The organism is Metabacillus sp. KJ11-3 (assembly GCF_055808295.1).
Map to the genome: position 1 here is coordinate 3,550,517 of NZ_CM147865.1, position 23,093 is coordinate 3,573,609.

The 23,093-nt window shown below is 36.9% G+C and carries 21 protein-coding genes and 1 pseudogene; 1 reads left to right on the top strand and 21 read right to left on the bottom strand.

The annotated features are described in order from the left end of the window. The first annotated feature begins 42 nt into the window (after positions 1–42). Complete coding sequence (locus AC0L8O_RS17625; protein ID WP_473444169.1) at positions 43–696, top strand: GntR family transcriptional regulator; 654 nt, start codon at positions 43–45, stop codon at positions 694–696. A 355-nt stretch (positions 697–1,051) separates the two neighbouring features. Here AC0L8O_RS17625 and AC0L8O_RS17630 read toward each other — a convergent pair whose 3' ends face one another. The 21 genes and pseudogenes from AC0L8O_RS17630 to AC0L8O_RS17730 form a co-directional block, all read right to left on the bottom strand. Continuing rightward, the gene (locus AC0L8O_RS17630; RefSeq protein WP_473444171.1) at positions 1,052–2,236 is read right to left on the bottom strand and encodes a levoglucosan dehydrogenase; all 1,185 of its coding nucleotides are present in this window, start codon (positions 2,234–2,236) and stop codon (positions 1,052–1,054) included. Positions 2,237–2,266: 30 nt separating this feature from the next. Beyond that, positions 2,267–3,445 (bottom strand): substrate-binding domain-containing protein, encoded by a 1,179-nt coding sequence (locus AC0L8O_RS17635; protein ID WP_473444173.1) that lies wholly within the window; start codon positions 3,443–3,445, stop codon positions 2,267–2,269. Between the two features lie 27 nt (positions 3,446–3,472). Further along, the gene (locus tag AC0L8O_RS17640; protein ID WP_473448996.1) at positions 3,473–3,709 is read right to left on the bottom strand and encodes a sugar phosphate isomerase/epimerase family protein; all 237 of its coding nucleotides are present in this window, start codon (positions 3,707–3,709) and stop codon (positions 3,473–3,475) included. Between the two features lie 2 nt (positions 3,710–3,711). After that, positions 3,712–4,296 (bottom strand): sugar phosphate isomerase/epimerase family protein, encoded by a 585-nt coding sequence (locus tag AC0L8O_RS17645; RefSeq protein ID WP_473444174.1) that lies wholly within the window; start codon positions 4,294–4,296, stop codon positions 3,712–3,714. Positions 4,297–4,342: 46 nt separating this feature from the next. Beyond that, positions 4,343–4,633: a putative quinol monooxygenase gene (locus tag AC0L8O_RS17650; RefSeq protein ID WP_473444176.1), complete on the bottom strand. Its 291-nt coding sequence runs from the start codon at positions 4,631–4,633 to the stop codon at positions 4,343–4,345. A 72-nt stretch (positions 4,634–4,705) separates the two neighbouring features. Then, on the bottom strand, positions 4,706–5,470 hold the full coding sequence (locus AC0L8O_RS17655; RefSeq protein ID WP_473444178.1) for a sugar phosphate isomerase/epimerase family protein: 765 nt from the start codon (positions 5,468–5,470) through the stop codon (positions 4,706–4,708). A 142-nt stretch (positions 5,471–5,612) separates the two neighbouring features. Further along, a complete protein-coding gene (locus AC0L8O_RS17660; protein ID WP_473444179.1) occupies positions 5,613–6,707 on the bottom strand; it encodes a zinc-dependent alcohol dehydrogenase in 1,095 nt (364 codons plus the stop codon). After that, the gene (locus tag AC0L8O_RS17665; RefSeq protein WP_473444182.1) at positions 6,704–7,528 is read right to left on the bottom strand and encodes a TIM barrel protein; all 825 of its coding nucleotides are present in this window, start codon (positions 7,526–7,528) and stop codon (positions 6,704–6,706) included. The genes AC0L8O_RS17660 and AC0L8O_RS17665 overlap by 4 nt, the downstream gene beginning before the upstream one ends. A 101-nt stretch (positions 7,529–7,629) precedes the next feature. Further along, complete coding sequence (locus AC0L8O_RS17670; RefSeq protein ID WP_473444184.1) at positions 7,630–8,856, bottom strand: substrate-binding domain-containing protein; 1,227 nt, start codon at positions 8,854–8,856, stop codon at positions 7,630–7,632. Between the two features lie 37 nt (positions 8,857–8,893). Next, positions 8,894–9,733 carry a sugar phosphate isomerase/epimerase family protein gene (locus AC0L8O_RS17675; protein ID WP_473444186.1) on the bottom strand — a complete coding sequence of 280 codons (840 nt, stop codon included), beginning with the start codon at positions 9,731–9,733 and terminating at the stop codon, positions 8,894–8,896. A 96-nt stretch (positions 9,734–9,829) separates the two neighbouring features. Then, on the bottom strand, positions 9,830–10,858 hold the full coding sequence (locus AC0L8O_RS17680; RefSeq protein WP_473444187.1) for a zinc-dependent alcohol dehydrogenase family protein: 1,029 nt from the start codon (positions 10,856–10,858) through the stop codon (positions 9,830–9,832). Between the two features lie 37 nt (positions 10,859–10,895). After that, positions 10,896–11,864 (bottom strand): sugar phosphate isomerase/epimerase family protein, encoded by a 969-nt coding sequence (locus AC0L8O_RS17685; protein WP_473444189.1) that lies wholly within the window; start codon positions 11,862–11,864, stop codon positions 10,896–10,898. Continuing rightward, a pseudogene (locus AC0L8O_RS17690) lies at positions 11,861–13,038 on the bottom strand (Gfo/Idh/MocA family protein). Before AC0L8O_RS17690 ends, AC0L8O_RS17685 begins: the two are co-directional and overlap by 4 nt. A 50-nt stretch (positions 13,039–13,088) precedes the next feature. Beyond that, on the bottom strand, positions 13,089–14,069 hold the full coding sequence (locus tag AC0L8O_RS17695; RefSeq protein ID WP_100347344.1) for an ABC transporter permease: 981 nt from the start codon (positions 14,067–14,069) through the stop codon (positions 13,089–13,091). Continuing rightward, positions 14,050–15,549 (bottom strand): sugar ABC transporter ATP-binding protein, encoded by a 1,500-nt coding sequence (locus tag AC0L8O_RS17700; protein WP_473444191.1) that lies wholly within the window; start codon positions 15,547–15,549, stop codon positions 14,050–14,052. Before AC0L8O_RS17700 ends, AC0L8O_RS17695 begins: the two co-directional genes overlap by 20 nt. A gap of 55 nt (positions 15,550–15,604) precedes the next feature. Further along, on the bottom strand, positions 15,605–16,771 hold the full coding sequence (locus AC0L8O_RS17705) for a substrate-binding domain-containing protein (RefSeq protein WP_473444193.1): 1,167 nt from the start codon (positions 16,769–16,771) through the stop codon (positions 15,605–15,607). 295 nt (positions 16,772–17,066) lie between these two features. Further along, complete coding sequence (locus tag AC0L8O_RS17710; RefSeq protein WP_473444195.1) at positions 17,067–18,074, bottom strand: LacI family DNA-binding transcriptional regulator; 1,008 nt, start codon at positions 18,072–18,074, stop codon at positions 17,067–17,069. Positions 18,075–18,336: 262 nt separating this feature from the next. Continuing rightward, entirely contained in the window at positions 18,337–19,026 is a 690-nt protein-coding gene (locus tag AC0L8O_RS17715) for an extracellular solute-binding protein (protein ID WP_473444196.1), read from the bottom strand. Continuing rightward, positions 19,011–19,721, bottom strand: coding sequence for an ABC transporter substrate-binding protein (locus tag AC0L8O_RS17720; RefSeq protein WP_473444198.1), 711 nt, complete (start codon positions 19,719–19,721; stop codon positions 19,011–19,013). Before AC0L8O_RS17720 ends, AC0L8O_RS17715 begins: the two co-directional genes overlap by 16 nt. A gap of 20 nt (positions 19,722–19,741) precedes the next feature. After that, entirely contained in the window at positions 19,742–21,430 is a 1,689-nt protein-coding gene (locus tag AC0L8O_RS17725) for a cache domain-containing sensor histidine kinase (RefSeq protein WP_473444200.1), read from the bottom strand. Then, positions 21,427–22,977: a response regulator transcription factor gene (locus AC0L8O_RS17730; protein WP_473444202.1), complete on the bottom strand. Its 1,551-nt coding sequence runs from the start codon at positions 22,975–22,977 to the stop codon at positions 21,427–21,429. Before AC0L8O_RS17730 ends, AC0L8O_RS17725 begins: the two co-directional genes overlap by 4 nt. Positions 22,978–23,093 lie beyond the last annotated feature (116 nt).

A 23,093-nucleotide genomic window follows, 5' to 3' on the forward strand; every position in this document is an offset into this window, starting at 1 on the left:
AAATGATTATCGATAAAATTTAAACTAAGAGGTGTTTTTCCTATGGGGAAAGTTAAGAATTATTCATTATCTGATCAAGTATGTGATCTATTAAAAGAATCAATTATAAAAGGGGAATTAAAACCAGGAGATCGAATATTAGAATTGGAAGTAGCAAAAACATATAATGTTAGTCAAGCTCCGGTTCGAGAGGCCCTTTCCCGTTTAAGAAAAGAAGGATTTGTCATCCATCATCGCCATAAAGGCTCCTTTGTATCAAACCTTTCTAATAAGAATATTGAAGAGATTTATAGCTTCCGCGAAGTAATGGAACCGCTAGCTATTGCTAGAGCTATAGAAAAAATAGAGGATGAGGATTTAAAAGAACTTGATGATTTATATCAAAATATGCTCAAAGCAGGTCTAAATAATGACCTTGATCAAGTAAGGGAATTCGATGGTGCTTTTCATAACTACATTTATAAGTTAGCAAATCATGAATTTATGTATAAAGTATGGGAAGATTTAAGTGCTGTTTCAAATCGAATTTGGCATCTAACCAGCCAATTGTATTTCGATAAATTAGATGAAGTAGCAAAACTGCATAAACCTATTTTAGATGCATTACATGAACGTGATGTTGAAAAATGTGTTGATGCATTTAAAACACACATGCATTATGCATGGGAAAAATTTAATGAAGAACACTCAGAATAAATTGTATTTTCAACCCCTAATCTATCGAAATCCTTTGTAATTTTTATTAACAAATTCAAACTATATTTTCCAGTTTTTTAATTTTGATATGCAAAAAACACAAAAGAAAATGGGTAGAAAATGGTCAGTCAATTTTGGGGAATTTTAGAAAACATTTCTAGGGAATAGCAAAAACTCTACAACTCTTCTTTTATTGGGGTAAGAGAACTCCTTATTGAACCCTCGTTTATCTAAAGAGCTGGGCTGCTATTTCTTAGCAGCCCAGCTCTTTTCCTTTCATTAACTACTTTAAACAACATTAACGTGATGAAATCCCATTAGCCCACAACTATCGGCTTGGAAATTGAGAAGATTCCTAGTTTACTTTTACAGCGTCTTTTTCAAGCTTCACCCATTTTCCCTTTTCAGCTGATTCAAGTATCGCATCAGAAATTACTGCAATTTTGTATCCATCCTTGAAATTTGGTGATACCTCTGTGTCTTCAACAATTGATTTAATAAAATCATACGCTTCAATAATTTTTGTTTCACCGTACCCAATCCCTAAAGCAGGTATCGGCCATAAGCTTTCACCATAAGGGTGAGCCGGTCCAGTATAAACTGTTCTAAAGCCTTTCGCATCTCCTGGGTCGTCTGAGAAGCATACTTGAAGCTCATCACGACGCTCATAGTTAAAATAGATAGAGCCCTTATCACCGTGGATTTCAAATGTTAGGAAGTTATTGCGTCCCCATGCATTACGAGTTGCTTCAATGCTTCCAACTGCACCATTTTCAAATTTGACTAATGTTGTGATTTCATCATCTACGTCTACTTTACCTTTAGGAACATCTCCTGCACTTTTTACAGTTCCTAATTTGTCTGCGCCGCCTGATTGAACTGGTCTTTCTGGGATCCACGTTTTTGATACGGCATTGACCTCTGTGATTTCCCCAACTAAGTAGCGGGCAAAATCAATAACATGTGTACCAATGTCACCCAGTGCACCTGATCCGGCAATTTCCTTTTGGAAGCGCCATGATAATGGTGAGTTAGGATCTGCAGACCAATCTTGAAGATATGTTCCACGGAAGTTTAAAATGTTTCCGATTCTACCTTCTTCAATATATTTTTTCGCAAGTGCAACAGCTGGTGTTCTTCTGTAGTTAAAAGCAACCATATGCTTTACACCTGCTGCTTCTACTGCATCTAACATTGTTTTTGTTTCGGCAGCATCTCTAGCTAAAGGTTTTTCACAAATTACATGTTTACCTGCTTTTGCTGCAGCAATGGCAATTTCAGCATGTGAATTATTTGGAGTCACTATATCAATAATGTCGATTTCTGGATTTTCCACTACCTCTCTCCAGTTAGATGAGTAGTTATCAAAACCTAATTTTGCTGCTGCTTCTTTTGCAATTTCATCTGTTACGTCAACAAGCGTGTGACGATGTGGTACAGCAGGTGCCGGCCAAAAAAACATTGGCATTCCCGCGTAAGCAAGAGCATGTGCCTTTCCCATAAATCCTCCGCCAATCATTCCTACGTTTAACTTTTTCATATTAATTCCCTCCAATTATTTTGTCTTCTATTATTTTGCAGCTTCTTGAATCGTATCTGGAGCTTCTTTTGAATAAACAAGTTTCCAAGAATCTAATACATTATCCGGTGTTACTTTTAATGCGGGAACTGCTACATATGCAGGTGCTTCTTTTCCAAGCAAACCATATCCAGCTAAGATCGCTTCTGAGATTCCTTGATCATATGGAAGTTGTGCGCCTAAGCCTTTAATCATTCCATCTGATGCAATATCAATGGCAACTGTTGTTCCTAAGTCAATTGTTGTGATTACTAGGTCATTTTTTCCGGCTGTACGTGCTGCAGCTAATGCCCCTTCAGCAGGAACATCCCAAACGACAAACATGCCATCTATATTTTGATTCTTTGTGAGCATTCCTGACGCCACTTTTTCTCCGTCGTTTGGTGCTACAATTCCTCCACGTTCCACAATTTTAATATCTGGATATTTTTCTGTTATTGTTTTCTCAAATGCTTCAACTCGTTGCTTTGTTACAAAGTAATCTGCATCATGATAAATTACCCCAATGTTACCCTTGCCACCTAATTCTTCTGCCATTATTTCGGCTGCTTGTACCCCATTACCATAGTTATCAGCGGATACAACACTTACATAATCCTTACCAGCTTCTAAATTATTTGGCTTATTATCCATAAATACGATTTTTACTCCCGCATCAGCCGCTTTCTTAAATGCTGATGCTGTAGACACAGGGTCAACAGGGATCCCAACGATGATATCTGGATCTTTAGCTAATACTGTTTCAATATCTGATACTTGTTTTTCTGCTTTGAATTGTGCGTCTGTTACTGCTACTACCTCAATTCCCATTCTGGCAAATGTTGCTTTTAACCCTTCAATTTGTGCTGTAGCCCAGTCATTTCCAGCATAATGCATAACAATGGCTGCCTTATAGTTACCTTCTTTAATCTTTTGAACTTCCTCTTCTGTTAGCTCTAGTGTTTTTGCCGACACAGCCGACTCTCCATCAGGCCCTTTACTTAAGATTTCTTGATCAGGAATTTCCTGGTTAATGACGATAGGACCAGATGCTTCTGTTGTGACTTCTTCTGTTGATCCTTGATCTTGATCACTTGTTTCAGAGGTAGTAGAACTTCCTTGGCTGCATCCTGCAAGACCTAGCATTGTTGCTAACGAAACCATAGATAAAATAGAAAGTAACTTTTTCATAATGAGCCCCCTTGTTTTGGACAATCTTTATATTGATGTCAAAGATTCATATTTCGAAAGATATTTACGGCTAATTTCTGCACCAGCCTTTGGATCTTGGTAGCTATCAAGTTCAACTGTTATCCACCCATCATATTGAGCTTCTTCTAACACTCTTACCATTTCATCAAATTCTTGGTTTCCTTCACCTAATGGTAAAAACTCTCCATTTTGATAATCCTTAAAATGAACATATTGAATACGATCAATATATTTTTTAATGATGTCTACCGGATCCCCCCACCTGCTTCAATGTGTGCAGTGTCAGGACATAAGTTAATGACAGTTAATGGCATTAATTTATCTAATTGTTCCGGTGACTGCACACAAGTACCTAAGTGTGGATGGTAGCTTGCAATAAGCCCATATTTTTCAGCAATATGACTGACCTTATTTAATGCTTCACCTAAATCTCTGTAATCGCTCTCTAAAATACCTTTAGCTCGAATTGCTCCTCCACCAACAACTAGGTGCTCTGCTCCTAGAGTAGATGCTAGAGCAGCAACTTCTTCAATTTTCACTAATTCATCTTCTAAAATGTCCGGAAAGATAAAGTTCCCGCCAGTATAAACTCCGATAAAGTCTAGCGAATGTCTTTCAATCAGTCTTTTAAACTCTTCTTCTTTTCCTTTATATTGCATTAGATTTCCATCAAACAGTTCAAAGCCTTCGTAACCAGCAGCTTTAATATCTTCTAATGCTTCTTCTGTTGAACCATTTGCAAGATAATATGAATCTTTTACTGAAGTAACACCAGCAGGGTGACCAACAACGCCTCCCCAAGTATTCGTTTGGTAGCCTAATTTCATCATTTCCCCTCAACTTTCTTATTATTTTTATTGATTCATCATTGAATTACTACAGAATCGACGCCTCGAACAACTCTGCCTGCAACGGTTCACATAAAAACTTGTCAACCTTGCTTACAAATCCTTTAAAATGGGACGTTTCTTCATGTATCTGAATAGCAGTTTGATCTTTCCACTTCTCTACAAAAACAAACATATTTGGCTGCTCTGGATTTTCATAGTACTGATAAGTAATATTTCCTTCTTCAGCTTTAGAATGTTTCGTTACTTGTCCAGCTATTTCAAGGAACTCATTACGTTGTTCTGGATCAACCTTAAAATAAGCATGAATAATTATCATTGGAAAACCTCCCTTTGTCAGACTAAAATCAATTAAATTTACTGTTAACTTGAAAAATAAAAGTTTTATTTTTCAAAAATTTCCAACAATCTTTTTCATGTGCTGGATTGATTGTCTAGTAAAGTCGTCAAAAATATTGCTCTCTCCGGTGAGTTCAGATGCTAAGTATGGATTTGAAACAGCGGGTAAAAATTCCATCGTTATATATCCTTGATAATTTCTGTCTTTCAGGAATGAAATAACGGGTTTAAAATCTGTTTGCCCAAGACCAGCAGCTTCACGTGTGTTATCGGCTATATGGACATGTGCTAGATAATCAGAAATTTTCGTTAAAGATGCCTTCATGTCGCGTTCCTCTATGCTCATGTGAAACAAATCAGCCATGATTCCAACACATTCTACATTAACTTCCTCAACAAATCTTAGAGCTAATGAAAGGTTGTTTACTAAATATGTTTCATAACGATTTAATGCTTCAATAGCAATTGTGATTCCTTGTTCATCTGCATATTGTCCTGCCTCTTTAACACTTAAAATAGCATTATTCCATTCTTCCTCAAGAGTCGTTTCTGGAGAAAGCTTACCAACACAGGTTGGGACAACAATCAATGTTTGGGCATTTAAGGCTTGCGCTAAATCAACCGATTTTTTTACATATTCAACAGCATTTTTCCGAATAGCTTCGTTCGATGAGGATAGATCTCTTTCCGGAGTAAAAATCCCACAAATCGAACTGCATTCCAAGTTATACTCATGTAAAAGTTTTTTTGTTTGCCCGATATCAATTGAATCTGGTTCACCAGCTAATTCAACTCCCTGGTAACCATATTTTTTCAATCTTTTCAAACTGATTTCTAAGTCTTCATTTCCATATATCCACTGGGTAGCACTATACTTATACAGAAGAAATCACTCCTAACCAAGATTATTACACCTTACCTGCTAGAATAAGATTTAAAGGAAATATATCCATTTAAAATTAGTCCTGATTGACGTTCACTAAAATTTTTATCGTATCTTTGTTTTGATCTGCCTCTTTGATTCCCTCTTCTAATTGAGCTAATGTGATCGTTTTACTGAATATATCTTTAGGATTAAATCTTTTTGATGAAATAAGTTGGATTGCTTTCGTCCATGTTCCGTAAGTACCTGCATAAGAACCTACGATTGTTAGTTCCTTGCTAAAGATGTCAAATGGTTTAATTTCCATCACTTTATCAGCAGGTGCTGCTCCGTAAGCAACCAGCGTTCCTCCCTTTCTAACCATCTGTAAAGCTTGCTGATAAGTCGGGATCGCTCCAACAACTTCAAATACAACATCAGCGCCTCTTCCTTCAGTAAAATTAAATACTTCCTGGACAGGATCTGTTTCTGATGCGTCAATAACAAAATCTACTCCCAGCTCCTTAGCCTTTTGAAGACGTGTATTATTCATTTCAGATAGAATGACCTTGCTTGCACCATTTAATTTTGCCATAATTGCATGAGCCAGCCCCATCGGTCCAGCACCGATAATAGCTACTGTATCCCCCATTCCGACATTTGCCCGCTCCTGGCCTCTGATAACACATGCCAGTGGTTCGATATATGCGCCTTCCTCCCAGGACATAGCTTCGGGTAATTTATACACATTATTTTCAGGCGCTTTTACGTACTCTGCAAATGCACCATTGATATGGACACCTAGCTGTGTGATCTTCTCGCAAAAGAGCTTCTGACCTGTCCGGCAATAATAGCAATTGCCACAACTAATATTGATATCTGCTGTTACACGGTCACCTTCCGATACACTAGTCACTGATGATCCTATTTTTACAATTTCACCAGCAAATTCATGGCCTTGGATGAGAGGCTTAGGAGCTGGGAAATGTCCGTTGTATATATGTGGATCGGTTCCGCAAATCCCGCAAGCTTTCACTTTAATCAGAACCTCATTATCCTTTATTTCCGGGACAGGTACGGACTCAATTTTTAAATCTTGAGTTCCATATGTAACAGCAGCCTTCATTTCTTTTTTATCAAAACTGTCTTGTGGTTTTTTTAGTACAGCAGCCTTTGTGTTCTGTGTCATCATACTTCCTCCTTAAATAATTTTTTCAGGAAAACGATAGACTCCTCTGTGTATTGATCATAGAATTCTTCACATCTTGTCCCATTAAATGGGTCAGCAAAAGCAGGTAATAATTCCATTGTTAAATAACCACTGTAGTTTATATCATTTAATGCTTTCGCGATTGGTTTAAAATCGATATGCCCTCTTCCAGGTGCCGCACGATTACTGTCAGCAATATGGAGATGATATAATTTATCCCCAGCCAGCCGAATAGCATCAGCAATGTCTACCTCTTCAATATTCATGTGGTATGTATCACCCATACACCCAACACTAGGTAAATCAACACGATTGACAAGTTCAAGAGATTGTTCCATTCGATTAATAAGATAATTCTCATACCGATTCCATGGTTCAACAGTTAATCTGACTCCATGTTCTCCAGCATATGAGCCTGCTTCTTTAATTCCTTCAACAGCCCAATTAAGCTCAGTTTCTCGATCATCCTCCTGATAAATTTTCATACAGGCTGTTGGAGTTAATGAAATTCCTTGTGCCCCAATAGTACTTGCAAAATCAACGCAGCTTTTAATATACTCAATCGCATTCCTTCTAGTTTGCTTATCACTGGAGACGATGTCTCTTTCAGCATTATAAATCGCACATATTGTAGAGGCAGAGATGTTATATTTATTAAGCAGTTCCTTAATTAAACCAGTATCCATTTGTCCTGGTTCCCCAACAAATTCAACACCGTCATAACCGAATTTTGATAATCTCGCAATACTAGTTTCAATATCCTCACCAGCATATACAAGTGTGTTATAACCGTATTTAATCATTCTCATCGCTCCTTTTGCCCATTTAGGATATACACTTGTAAACATCTTTTTTATAATCGCTTACATTTTTTAAAAAGTTATAAAACATTTTAATTGTTAAATTATTGTTTTGCAGCCTTTTGAATTACTTCCGGAGCTTCCTGACGGTATGCCATTTTCCATGCCTCTAAAACATTTTCCTGTGTTACAGCTAAACCTGGTACAGCGACAAATGGAGGAACTTCTTTTCCAAGTAAAGAATGCCCGGCTAAAATCGCCTCTGCAACTCCCTGATCAAATGGCAGCTGTGATCCAAGACCTTTTACATTTCCACCAGAAGCAATCTCTAAGGCAACGTTTGTACCTAAATCTACTGTTGTGATAATTAAATCTTCCTTTCCAGCCGTTCGTGCAGCTGCTAAAACACCTTCAGCAGGTACATCCCAAATGGCGAAAATACCGTCTAAATCGTTGTATCTCGTTAACATGGCTGAAGCTACTTTTTCAGCATCGTTCGGTGTTGTTATTCCGCTGCTTGTGACAATTTCAATTTCTGGATACTTTTCTTTAAGTGTCGTTTCAACTGCTTCTCGACGTTGGTTATTTACAAAGAAGTCAACATCGTGGTAAATGATACCAACTTTCCCTTTTCCACCAAGCTGTTCACCTAAAATATCTCCTGCGGCTGTACCATTTCCATAGTTATCAGAAGCGACAACGCTTACATAATCCTTGCCTGGTTCTAATCCCACAGGTACGCTATCCATAAATACCAGTTTAATACCAGCATCTGCAGCTTTTTTAAAAGCCGGAGCAGTTGAAACAGGATCAACCGGTAGACTGACGATAATATCTGGAGATTTTGCCATGATTGTTTCGATATCAGCTACTTGTTTTTCAGACTTAAATTGCCCATCTGTAACAGCAACCACTTCAATTCCCATTCTTTCAAATGCTGATTTTAAACCGTTAATTTGTGCAGTTGAATAATCATTACCAGCATAATGCATGGCAATTGCAGCTTTGTATTTACCTTCTTTAATCTTTTCAATTTCTTCTTCTGTTAGTTGAAAATCCTTTGCTGAAATAGCTGTTTCTCCATAGGGACCTTTACTTAATATTTCTTGTTCACTTGAAATTTCCGGGTTAATCGTAAGTGGACCTGAATCTGGAAGTTTTACCTCATTTTTATCGCTCTTTTCACTTTCATTTCCAGATTGAGAAGAACTACTTTGACTACATCCAGCAATTGCTAGACCACTAATTAATAGAATCATCATCATTTTGAAAAAATTTTTTTCATGAAAATCCCCCTGTTTTTTATGAAATAAAATCTTATACTTGAACATCTTTTCTAGAATCCAAAAAGATGTTCAAGGTATATATTTATTTAATTTCTGCTAGTTTCTGTTTCAAATAGTCAATTGAAGTTTTTGCATACCAATCTGGATCTGCTTTTCTTGTATGAAATCCAACTTCCATTGATAGATAGCCCTGATAATCAATTTCTTTCAACGCTTTTAGTAGGGAATCAAAATTCACACTTCCTTGACCAGGAGGCAAACGATCATCATCTGAAATATGAACGTGATGCAGCTTATCCTTCATTCGATATACATAATCACTTGGTACCTCGTTTCTATATAGGGCATGGAAGGTGTCAAACATTACTTTAACGTTGGATTCTCCCGCCTCTTCTGCAAGAATTAAAGCATCATCAGCAGATTCGATTAGATTGCTGTCGGCTGCTTGAGGCTCAACAACTATTGTAATTCCAAGATCTTTTGCGTATTTTGCAACATCTTGTAAACCTTCTAAACTATATTTCCATGCATCCTTCTGAGTGGTTCCAAAGCCAAACCAGCCCGCAAGCCACATCACAGTAGGGCATTCCCAATCGTGGGCGAGTTGAATGACATCTTTATATTGTTTAATTGTAAATTCTCGCTCTTCTCTTAATGGCGAGCAAGGATTTAAGCCTGGTCCCCCACCTGGTGCGGGTAGCATTGCTGCAACACTAAGATTGTTTCTTTTTAGATGAGCTAGAATTTCTTTACGTCTTTCAGTTGATAAGTAATCTGGATACGCATGAGGACTTGCACATCCAATTTCAATTCCGTCATATCCCATAGCTGATAAACGACTAATGACCTCTTCTAATGGATACGTTGGAAGCCAAGATGGAAATGAACCGTAAACCCAGGTATTAAATGAAATTTTCATCATGAACAACTCCGTTTATAAAATGATTTTGAATCGATACATGTACCATAAAAATGGAATTTTACCGAATCAAGAGTAGCAAAATACAAATCTCTGTTCTCACCAAACAAACACAGCTTTTTCTGTCTTTCTTTCATCAAACATATGGAATGCATCTGCTGCTTCTTCAAGCTTGAACGTATGTGTGACTAGTTTTTCAACAGGTAGATTTTTTCTCACAATAAATTCTGTAATTTCATCAAATTCTTGAATTGGGAAATACCATGAGCCCATAACAGTAATTTGTTTACGGATTAATTGTTGGCTTGGTTTAATGGTTGTTTCTTTGCTTTCACCAATGAACGCAACTCTTCCATGAGCTTTCACACTATCTAGCGCATCATTTTCAGCATAAGGACTTCCAGAGCAATCGATTGCTGCATCAGCACCTGCTCCATTTGTAATGCGATTAATCTCTTCTTGTACATTAAATTCTTTTCCATTAATTGTGTAATCAGCACCTAGATCTTTTGCTAATTCTAGACGTTCATCAAGCATATCAACGGCAATAACAGTTGCGCCTAAGCCTTTTGCAATCATAACGCCAGCCCCACCCATAGGACCCATTCCAAAAATAACGAGCGTATCTTTTCCAGAAATGTTCATTCTTTTTTGAGCATGGTAGAGAGTCCCCACTGCATCCGTCGATACAGCAGCTGTAACAAAGCTCATACTATCAGGTAATCTCATGCAATTTTCAGCCGGAACAACCATGTAATCTGCGTCACCACCATGAGAGTCAAAGCCAATACATTTAAAGTCCTTACAGAACATTTTGTAGCCACTCTTACAATGTGCACATTCACCACAACCTAGTGCTAAGTAAACAGCTACTCGATCTCCTTCTTGGAATTTTGTCACTCCTGGACCTACACCTGTAATCACACCTGCCGGCTCGTGACCTGGAACCGTACAACCTGTTTTTGTTCCTTCAAATACAGAGGTACCATGGTATAAGCTCATATCACTACGGCATATAGCGGATGCTTTTAACTGAATTAACACTTCTCCCTGACCAGGAGTTGGAATGTCTACCTCACGAATTTCTACTTTTTTATCTCCTGGGAAAAAAACAGCCTTCATTGACATTGTTGTTTCGCCTCCATTGTTGAATTGTTTGCTTTTATTAAGCCCACCACATTTCAGTTAGCTCTTCTTTAAACATGGCTCCTTTTAATAGAGAGATTGCTTTTTTTAGTCCTTCATCAGTCGAAGCCAGCATATCTTCATGTTCAATTGAGATCACATAATCATAACCAACTGCTCGCAATGTACTAATCATGTCTTTCCATAATTTCTCTTCATGTCCATATCCAACTGATCGAAATGTCCATGATCGATCTAAAATCTCACTGTAGTGCTTCGTATCTAAAACACCATTTACTTTTATGTTTTCTCTATCCAAATAGGTGTCCTTTGCATGGAAATGGAAGATCGCATTTTCACGTCCAAGCTTTTTAATCGCTGCAACTGGATCGATTCCTTGCCAAACTAAATGACTTGGATCAAAATTTGCTCCGATGTTATCCCCTGCATGTTCTCGTAACTTTAGCAATGTTTCAGGGTTATAAACGACAAATCCAGGATGCATTTCAAACGCAACTTGAATACCACGTGATCTGGCAAACTTCGCTTCTTCCTTCCAGTAAGGAATCACCACTTCATTCCACTGCCAGTTTAAAACCTCTGTAAATTCGGGCGGCCAAGAGCATGTTACCCAGTTTGGATTTTTTGCTTCATTATGATCTCCAGGACATCCGGAAAATCCATTTACAACTGGTATTTCTAATTTTTCAGCTAGGAGAACTGTTTTTCTCCACACCTCATGAGAATCCTTGGCTAACTTCTTATTAGGGTGCAAAGGATTCCCATGGAAACTAAGTGCACTAATAGATAATCCTCTGCTTTCAATTGCTCTCATAAACGCCTTTGCTTTTTCAGGAGATTGAAGTAATTCATCTGGATCACAGTGATGGTTACCAGGATAATTTCCTGTTCCAAGTTCAACTGTTTCTAATCCCATTTCCTTCACTTGATCTAGCATCGTTTCAAACGGGAGGTTTTGATAAAGTGGTGTAAAAACACCTAGTTTCATGAATAGACCTCCTTTTCTTGCTTGACCTTCACCCATTTCTGCTGTTGGTGACTGTCTAAGATCGCATCAGTAATACACATTGATAAGTGACCATCTTCAAACGTGGCAAAGTTAGGCTTATCTATTTTAAGACTTTTTTCTTCTCTAACAAACGTATAGAAGTTTAGCATCATATTTTTTAATGCATCTGGCCAGCCTTCATTATGTCCACCCGGATGATGAATGGCCGATTTTGCTTTTACCGAGAATAAGCTCGGATCTGCTAATAGAATTTCGTTAGGTTTATCGCGGTGGCCAATCCACAATTTTTCCGGTTCCTCTTGATTCCAAAATACTGAACTCTTACTAGCATCTATTTCAAAACTCAGTCTATTTTTTCTTCCTGCACTTACTTGTGAAACGGTGAAAACACCTCTTGAGCCATCCTCAAAACGAACCAGTACTGATGCATAATCCTCTGTATTGATGGCAACATCCTCATACTCCTGCTCCTCATGATTGACTGCGCTGAACGTATTACTGCCAGATATTGCTTTCTTTCTTACAGGGATAACCGTGGCAAGATCAGCAAAAACTTCTACGATTTTTTTCCCTGTTACATATTGAACCGTGTCACACCAATGTGAGCCGATATCTGCAATAGCACGGGATTTCCCCCTACCTCTGGGGCTAATCTCCAGTTAAAATCCGTTTCATATAACAACCAATCTTGTAGATAGCTTCCATGCACCAAGTTGACTTTTCCTAGATCTCCACTTGAAATCATCGCATGTAAATTTTGGACACTTGCATGCTGTCTATAATTGAAATTCACACCATGAACAACATCTGTTGTTTTAGCTAGAGTCAACAATTCTGCTGACTCTTCGCTGTTCATTGCTAACGGCTTTTCAGATATCACATGTTTACCGGCTAAAATGATGTTCTTATTTATCGCAAAGTGAACATGATTTGGCGTACAGTTATGCACAACCTGGATCTCATCATTTTTAAGCATCTCGCGGTAATCTCCATAAGCAAGTGAAATACCAAGTTCAGCAGCTTTTGTTTCCGCTTGCTCCTGGCTTGTTTCTGCTAAAGCAACTACTTCTACAAATCCAAGTCTTCTAATTGCTTCGATATGAGTTGGCCCAATAAAACCTGTACCAATAATCCCGACCTTAATTTTTTTCATGTTTCATCCTCCTGTTCTGTCATTTCTTCTTGATGATCTCTTTTCTCTATTTATCTCTTAATTGCTTTTTTACCGAAAGCTACAGCTAAAATGATGATGATTCCTTTTATAATCATTTGCTGACTAACATCCAGCCCCATAATGATAAGTCCATTATTAATTGTCCCAATCATTAAGGATCCTACAAGTGTTCCAATAATTGTCCCGACTCCACCGAAAAGACTTGTTCCACCTAAAATGACAGCAGCAATAACAGAAAGCTCATCTCCTTCACCGAATGAAAATCTTCCTGCATTCATACGGCCAGCATAGAGTAAACCCGCTAAACCAGCCATTGCACCTGTTCCTAAGAAAACGAGCAACTTAATTTTCATTGTTTTTACACCCGAGAAACGTGCAGCGCTTTCATTACCACCAGTAGCTAATACTTGTCTTCCAAAAGACGTCTTACGTAGTAAAACATGAGCAATGATTGTAAAGACAACAGTCCATAAAAGTAAAACCGGAATTGGCCCAATATCACCAGAACCAAAGATAAAGTTGAAATTCGAGTTAACAATTGGAACTGGAGCTGTATCTGTTACCCACATCGCAAGACCTTTTATCGCTCCCATTGTCCCTAGTGTTACTAGGAAGGATGGAATGGCTACTTTTGTAACGAGTAAACCGTTAATTAGGCCAACTACAATACCTGTACCAACACCACCGATTAATCCCCCAATGATACCGTACCCTGCCTGTAGCGCTAATGCCCCAACTAATGAAGATAAAGCAGCAATTGATCCAACGGAAAGATCAATTTCACCTGTACTAATAACAAATGTCATGGCAAGTGCCATTAAAGAAATGGTTGCTGTTTGTCTCACAATATTTAATAGATTGCTTGAAGATAAAAACCCTTCATCATATAAATTGATAGAAAAGTAGATTAACACTCCTATGAAGGCAAAATAGACGATATAGTTACGCCATTCAAATTTCTTAAACATAGGTAATACTGGTTTTTCTACTTTAGAAACCTTGGATTGCATATTGTAGATCCTCCTCTGATTTAATCTCAGTTCGTTGTAGTTCCTTTTTTATCTTGCCTTGATGCATCACAAGAACACGATCACTCATAGCAAGAAGTTCAGGGATTTCTGATGAAATCACAAGTATGGCCTTGCCGTTCACAGCTAATTCTCTAATAATGTCGATAATTTCTGTTTTTGCTCCAATGTCTACACCAATTGTTGGTTCATCAAGCAATAAAACGGTTGGGTGATTTGCTAACCATTTTGCAAGAACAATTTTTTGCTGATTTCCACCTGACAATAAGCCTGATTTTTTAAAGATATCATCAGTTTTAACATTTAACTTTTTGACAAGTTGATTACTAATTTCATTTGCTTTTTTGTTATCAATAAACAATCCTTTGTTCACTTTAGATAAGATTGGTAGAATCATATTGTCTTTCACACTATGTTCTAGAACCAACCCCTGCACACGTCGATCCTCGGGAATTAATGCAATCCCTGCATCTATTGCATCCTTAGCCGAATTAATTGAACGTTTTTTGCCATCAACGTAAATTTCACCACTATCTATTGAGTCAATTCCAAATAAACAACGAACTAATTCCGTTCGACCACTACCCATCAATCCAGCAATTCCTACTATTTCTCCAGGTTGTATTTTAAGATTAATATTTTGAACCTTCTCTCCAGCGCTTACATTTTTCACCTCAAAAATCGGCGGTGCTTCTTTCGAGTATTCCCTCTCCTGATATTCAAAGGCTTGGTCAAACTCTTGTCCTACAATATGCTGAATAACGGTATCAAGATCAGTTTCACTACAATCCTCGGTTGTAATATATTGACCATCACGCAAGATCGTAATACGATCACAAATTTCAAAAATCTCATCCATTCTGTGAGATATATAAATAATCGCATAACCCTTTGCTTTTAATTGATTGATGAATTTGAATAATACTTCCGTTTCCGTTTGAGTTAACGAAGAGGTCGGCTCATCCATAATCAATATTTTCGCTTCCTGAGATAAAGCTTTTGCAATCTCAGTCATTTGCCAATAGCCAACTCCTAGATTTTGAACAACATCAGATGGTCTGATATCAACACCAAGTTCCTTTAATAGTACCTCCGTTTTCTTTTCACATTCCTTATCATTTAAAAGCCCAAGTGATGTCTTATCCTCTCTCGTTAAAAAGATATTTTGGGCAACTGTAAGGGTTGGTACTAAGCTAAACTCTTGGAAGATCATTGAGATCTTATTTGCCTTTGCGTCATCAAAGCTTTTAATACTTACAGGTTTTCCTTCAATTAAGATATCTCCACTATCTGCTGTATAAACACCAGTAAGGATTTTCATTAATGTTGATTTTCCTGCACCATTTCCACCCATTAAGGCATGTACTTCTCCTTTTTTCACTGAAAAGTTGACCTGGTTTAGGACCGTAATACCATTAAACGCCTTATTTATATTCTTCATTTCAAGAATAGGTTGATCCATTGTTTATTCACCTTCCTTTGGTTATAGAGGCAACAAGAGCCTGATAGCCTCTAAATTATTTCCATGCATCTTTCACAGTAGAAGGAGCTTCAACTCCATAAATTAATTTCCAAGCATCTAGAACATTTTCTTTTGTTACTTCGATAGCAGGAGAAGCAACATAAGGAGGGGCTTCTTTACCTAATAGGGCATATCCTGAAAGAATTCCCTGTGCAACACCTTGGTCATAAGGTAATTGAGCACCTAGTCCCTGAACGATTCCATCAGATGCGATAGAAATCGCTACATTTGTACCTAAATCAACTGTTGTCACAACTAAGTCATCTCTACCGGCTGTACGAGCTGCTGCCATAACACCCTCTGCCGGTACATCCCAAGGAGCGAAAATACCATTGATGTCGGGGTTTCTTGTCAGCATCGCTGAAGCAACTTCTTCTCCTTTATTCGGGTCCGTTATTCCACCTTGTGCTACGATTTCAATGTCAGGGTATTTCTCTTTAATTGTTGCTTCAAATGCATCTGATCTGTTTTTAGTTACAAAGAAGTTAACATCGTGATAAACGATACCAACTTTCCCTTTACCACCAATTTTTTCTGCCATAATGTCTGCTGCTAGAGCACCGTTTCCATAGTTGTCGCCTGAAACAATACTGATGTAATCCTTCCCTGCTTCAAGACCTTCTGCCGCTCCATCCATGAATACTAGTTTAACGCCTTGTTCTACCGCTTTTTTATAAGCTGGTGCAGTTGATACTGCATCTACAGGAACCGAAATCATGATATCTGGATTTTTCGCTAATACTGTTTCAATATCGTTTACTTGCTTCTCAGCCTTAAATTGTGCATCTGTTACAGCTACGACTTCAATTCCCATTTTTTCAAATGTGTCTTGCATTGCTCCAACAGCTGCATTCATATAATCTGTGCCTGAATAGTGCATAACAATTGCTGCTTTATAATTACCGTCCTTAATTTTTTGGAGCTCTTCCTCAGTTAACTGTAAAGACTTTGCAGAAACTGCCTGTTCACCATTTGGTCCTTTATCTAGAACTTCTATATCTGGAATCTCAGGATTTATTGTTAGTGGCCCTGAATCAGAGAGGTAATTTTCATTTTTTTCTGTGCTTCCTTCTGTTGTCTGTGCTTCTTCCTTATTTCCACATCCGATTATTACGCTAAAAACTAGTAGCAATAACACGGATAGTAATATATTCTTTTTCATTCCATAACCCCCAAATTTTTCATCTAGTTTAAACTTTCGCAAAGTACAACTAACGTTTTTTACAACCACCTCCTTTAAAGTTCATTGGCAGAAATTTGTAATCGTTTACAAACCAACCGCAATTTTAAGCTATAAATTAGCGCTTCTTAACTTATAGAGAAAATAAATAAAATCTAATTTCTTTCTTAATTTTTGTAATCCATTACATTTTCTTTTTAAAATCAAACCTTTCATCCCTTTTTACTAGGTATAAAAGTTATGAGTGAACCGACATTTGTAACCGATTACATTGAACTTATAATGATTTATTAATCTTTGAGCACGATTCTCTTATGACAAGACTGTCATCTAAAATATATTGATTTTTCTCAATTCTCTTTTTATCCATTAGCATAATTAATAGTTCCATTGCTTTAGACCCTATTTCAAAAGCTGGTTGTGAGATTGTGGTCAAAGCTGGCTCGAAAATAGAGGAAAAATGAATATCATCGAATCCAATAACCGAGATGTCTTCAGGTACTCTTAGGTTCATTGTTCTTATAGCTCTAATAGCACCCAAAGCCATTTCATCATTCGCTGCAAATACCCCGGTTGGCATTTTATTGAGCGCTAAAAATTTCTTCATTAAATTAAATCCGCTTTCATAATTAAAATGACCTTCTTGTACTAGTACTGGATCTACTGCTATGCTACACCTTGCCATCGCCTGGTAGAAACCCTTTAATCGATCCTGTCCTAATACACTATCAAGTGGCCCAGAAATAGTTCCTATCCTTCGGTGTCCTAACTGAATTAAATATTCTGTTGCCTTTCTAGCACTGCTAACATTGTCGATTGAAATGGTTGGAATAGAAGAGCCTTCAATATATTCACAGGCAAGCACTACTGGAAATTGATTAGCCATTTCTTCAACAAGCTCTGGTTTCATTTTTGCTGTTAATAAGATCATCCCGTCTGCTTTTTTCTGACGGAGCATATCTAAATACCGACTTTCCTGTTCACTATCATTCCCAGCATCACCAAGTAAAACTTGATACCCATTAGCTGATGCAAGATTTTCTATTCCTCGTAGAACCTTTGAAAAGAAAGGATTAGATATGTCCGGAATCACAACAATCACTGTTTTAGTTTCTGACGTCCTTAGCTGCCGAGCTAAAACATTTGGATGATAGTTTAATTCTTTAATGGCACTTAATACTTTGTTGATCGTTTCCTCTCTTACAGTATCAGGCTTACTAATGACTCTAGAGACTGTAGCAGTAGAAACATTTGCCTTCTTTGCAACATCTACGATTCTAACCATTTAAGATTCTCTTTTCTATTAACTTATTAATGTGGATATTGTAATCGCAATCATTCTCGTTTAGATAAAGTGGATTGCTTGTTTATTTCTTAGTTACATCTTACCGGTTATTGAAAATTGAAAAAACATGGTTAAATTAATTTTTCACCATGCATTTTTAGTGTAGATGTAGAGATTTAGTGTTTACGCTTTCTCGTTTAGGAATTATTGGTTTAAACAGCAAAAAAACCTCAGAAATCTGAGGGACGAGGAAAAATTTTAATTATCTCAACAAATTATTTACAGCCTCATCAGCCTTCGTTAATGCTTCTTCAACTGACATTTCCCCTAGTTGGGCATCGTGTAAATAACCCGTTACAACACTTTCCCATTGTTCTTCCTGTGGGAAAAATGGACGAGCTTTTGCTGTCTTCATTGCTTCATTTACTGCTTCGTATCGGCGAAATTTCTTAACATTAGCTCTCGCAACTTCCACTTGCTTAAGAGTTGGATCTAAATAGGAAGAGAGTAGGACTGGATCTCCCCCACCCATCTGAGCTTGTCTGACATCATTTTGTTTGCTTTCTAACCAAACCATAAATTTAAACGCTTCTTCTGGATACTTTGACGTTTTAGGAATAACAATTGACCAGCCAGCAAGATGTGGTACAGATGCTTTCATTGCTGGCGTTTGGGCAAATTCCCATTGACCAACAGTATTAGAATAGGCATGATCATCTAACTTATCAGCTGCCCAAGACCAGTGAATGGCCATTGCAACGTTTCCTTCTGCAGCATCTGTTGACACTTCTGAAAGAGTATAATCATTTATACCTGGAGGAGAGAATTGCAGTAGGTCAATCCAGGTTTTTGTCGCCTCTATGACTTCTGGAGTTGATAATGATGATGTCATCTTATTCCAATCAATAACATCTCCGCCGTTAGAATAGACAAATGTTAACCATGTATGCACATTGCCGAACCCTTCACTAGCTTGTCCAGCCCAGCCATATATTTTTTTCCATTTACGATTTTCCCATTAAAAAATTCAGCCATCTCACGAAATTGTCGCATGGTTTTGGGTGGTGATAAGTCATAACCATAAATCCCTTTAAACTCAGATTTCAGTTTTTCATCCTCAAATAAATCAGATCGATACCAAAGGATATGAGGGTGGATCGTCTGTGGCAATCCATATATATTACCACCATCTCCATACGCACCGTTTACTCCATTCCATTGTGTTAGGGCTAATGCTCTAGGCAAAAAACCTTCCGTATCCACTTTGTTTTTTTCTATATATTTTTTTAGCGGTTGCAGACTATTTGTCGAGACAAGTTCAGGCACCCAGTTATAATCAACGTTAAAAAGATCATAACTTGCATTACCGGCAATCGAAAGGGCTAATTTTTGAAAAATCATGTCACGCCCAACTAACTCAATATTTACAGATACTCCTGTTTCTTTTTCATATTCTTCCGCTAACTTTTGGGTTACCTCTCCCCATGTCGTATGAAGAAAAACACCATTTAAGGATATCTGCTCTTTCACTTCGACCTCTTTATTGTCTTCTATAGCCTCTTCTTGTTTACTTAATGGTTGATTGCAAGAGATTAAAATAAAAGAGATCACAAGTATAAACATCAAGAGAGTAAAGTACTTAGTCAATAATCTCCCCCTTTCATTAACTATTGTTTCTCACGTACTGGATGACGAATGATCACTCTATAACCTTGATGGTGATCTTCATCGACTTTTATTCCATACTCAGTTCCAAAATGAATCTGTAGTCGTTTATGAACATTTTTCAAACCAATGCCATGATGTACATGACTTGAGTTTTTTTCTTTATCCAATTTGTTACTCGCCAGTCCTGGCCCGTTATCTTCAATAATAAAAATAATATCCTGTTCAATGCGCTTAGCTGTTAAAAGAATTTTCCCTTTCCCTTCTGGAAGGTTACTAATTCCATGCTTGATGCAATTTTCTACAATTGGTTGAAGGATCAGCTTGATAACGTTAAATTTTAGAATCGTTGGATCTACCTGAACAAATACTTTAAATAAACGATTACTTCTTAGCTTTTCTATGTCTAAATAATTCTTAGCATGCTCAAGTTCTCTTTCAATCGTTGTCCACTCATTATTATTATTTAAACTAAATCGAAGTAAGTTAGCTAATTTCGTTACCATTAGTGCAATATTTATTTCATCTACCTTTTCTGCTCTCCACTTAATTGCATCTAATGTATTATAGAAAAAATGTGGATTAATTTGATGATTTAACGTCTGAAGCTCAAAATTCCGCTTGTCAGATTCCATCTTTTTTGTTTGCTCAATAAGTTCAGACATTCCAGTAATCATTTGGTTAAACCCACCAACAAGTTGACCAATCTCATCTTTTCTAGACCTTTCCATACGGAAATGTTTCAATACTCCATTTCGAACTTTTTCCATATGTGAGACGAGAGCTTTAATTGGTAATGTAAAATTACTAACAATAAAAACAAGGTAAATCGAAACAATGAATATACTGATCACAACAATCCACAAAGTAAAGTTTTTTATTTGTTCAATATTTCCCGTAACCTCTTTGTTTGGCAGGGCAGTAATTAATTTCCATCCCTGCTCATTTAATTGAGTTTCAGCAATATTCCAATCCTCTTCTGGTACAAATTTTTCATGATAAAGAGAGGAGTCTGCGTCAGAAATAATGTTATTATCTTGATCAACAATCATCGTATTGTAATTTGTAAAAGATGAGGGGAAGGATAATTCCTCTCGAACAAGTGAATCAGGAATCTTTAGAACAATAACACCTAGTGGTTCGTAATAATAGGATGAACGAACTGCTCTTATATAAGCAAAGACTGGCTTCTTTGAAGATTCATCCCAATAATGGTACCATATCCCTTTTTCTTTCAATTCAAAGACTTTTAACATCAATTCAGTGCTTGGCTTAAAATCATTTCCATTAATTAACTCCAAATAATTAGGATAATACTTCATTTGTTTTGGAAAGACATATACTCCGTACGTCCCTTTTAACTGGGCAATAAGTTGACTGATCCGATTGATAAAAACCTTTTCTTCTTCAAAAGATGTTGGTGGATTAGTTTGCAAGAGCTTTTGTAAGTGTATAGATGTCACCATTTTTTCTGATTCAATTTCTGCATCTTTTAATAACCGATTAACCTGTTTTTTATTCAATTCTATATTGTCTTGAAGAAGCTGAGATGTAACCGTTTCTAACTGAGACTTAGACCGATCATATGATAAATAACCTAATAATGCTAATGGAATAATGATGGATAAGGCTATAAAGACAAACATTTTGTTAAATAAATTATCTTTTATTCTTACCTTTTTAATTTTCATTTTCCGTACCTATACTCTTTGGGTGTTTGACTTGTTCTTTTTTTAAAAATAGTACCGAAATGCTGTAGATTTTGATAGCCTACAGATTCCGCTATCTCATATACTTTCATGCTGGTTTCTCTTAGAAGTGTTTTTGCTTTGTTAATTCGCGTCTCTGTTAAAAAATCCATATATGTTTTTCCCGTTTCTTTTTTAAACAACTGACTAAGCCAGACTGGATGTAAGGATAGCTCGTCTGCGATCATTTGTAAGCTCAAATCTTCCATGTAACTAGAATGAATCATTTGAATCGCTCTCTCAATGATTGAATTGGTAGCATGTGTTGAAACCTCATGAGCAACACTCGTTAAATACTCAGATAAGACCTTTTCATATTCTTCTAATGTGCTGCATTCATCCACCTTCTCCCATACACTCATTGGTATGTCTTTAAGCTCCTTTGAGGTTTGTTCACTTATATTTGCAAGGGTTTGTGACAAATAGTTTAATGTTTTTCGCGTGATATCGTCTCTTGATTCAAGTCCCTCGAGTAATATGACCTGTTGAAAGAAAACCTTAACTACCTGACGAATGCTTTCTTCATCCTTATTTATAACTAATGATGCTAAATGGTTAGCGGTTGTAAGGTCTGTAGACATCAAATGATTAGCTTTTACATAATCCTCGCGATTGGTTAGAGAGCTTATTTGAAATTCTTTTAGTGTAGAGCTGTAAGCTTCATGCATCTCCTCAAATGACGATACTTTTGTACTGATGCCTATTGCTAACTCAATTTTTTGATATTCCTTTACCTTTTTATGAATGGACCTAGCTATTTCCTCGGCATCTTCAAAAGTTGTTAATAATACCCATCGATTTTTAGGGTCTTTAAAAAGGAGTGAGCGCATATGATCTTGGATCACATCTTGCATAATATTTCCTATAACAAAAGTCTTTAATTGATTTTCTTCTGTAAAAGGTTTCCCGTCAGGATAGCCCTTTACATCAAAAATAAGAAGTGAGAAGGATTTATTCGCTATCCAATCAATATTCCATAAACATAGTCTATGATAGAGATGTTCCTCAAGAGGTGTTCTCTTTAAACAAAATTCGACTAAATCGTTATCCCTCATCGAACGTGTTCCAATCTCTGCAAACGACTTCTGCTGCTCAGTATACTGAAGTTGTTCTTTTTCCTCTTTTATCTTTAAAAGAGTCCTGTTTACCTTTTCTGTAAACTCCTTTGTACTATATGGTTTCAATAAATAATCTACCGCACCAAAGCGTATACTTCTTCTCGCATATTCAAAATTATCGAAACCGCTTACAACGATGACCTTTGGTTGGTAGTCTTTATTTACAACTTCTTCAATTAAATCAAGACCAGTTATACCAGGAAGCATAATATCGGTAATAATTAATTCTGGATAGTGTTTATAAATGACCCCTCTTGCATCTTCCGCATTAATTGAAGTGTGCAATTCTACTTCGACATTATAAAGAGAATCAATAGCCTTTTTCATTCCCATTAAGGAATCTGGTTCGTCTTCAATTAATAATAACTTCAATCTTTTACCCTCCATTCAGTGGGAAATTACATTTATATTAACCAGAACAAGTTTTAGTGGTCAATTAAAATAATAATATGTTCTAGAATTGATGAATTTATGGGGAAATTTGGATA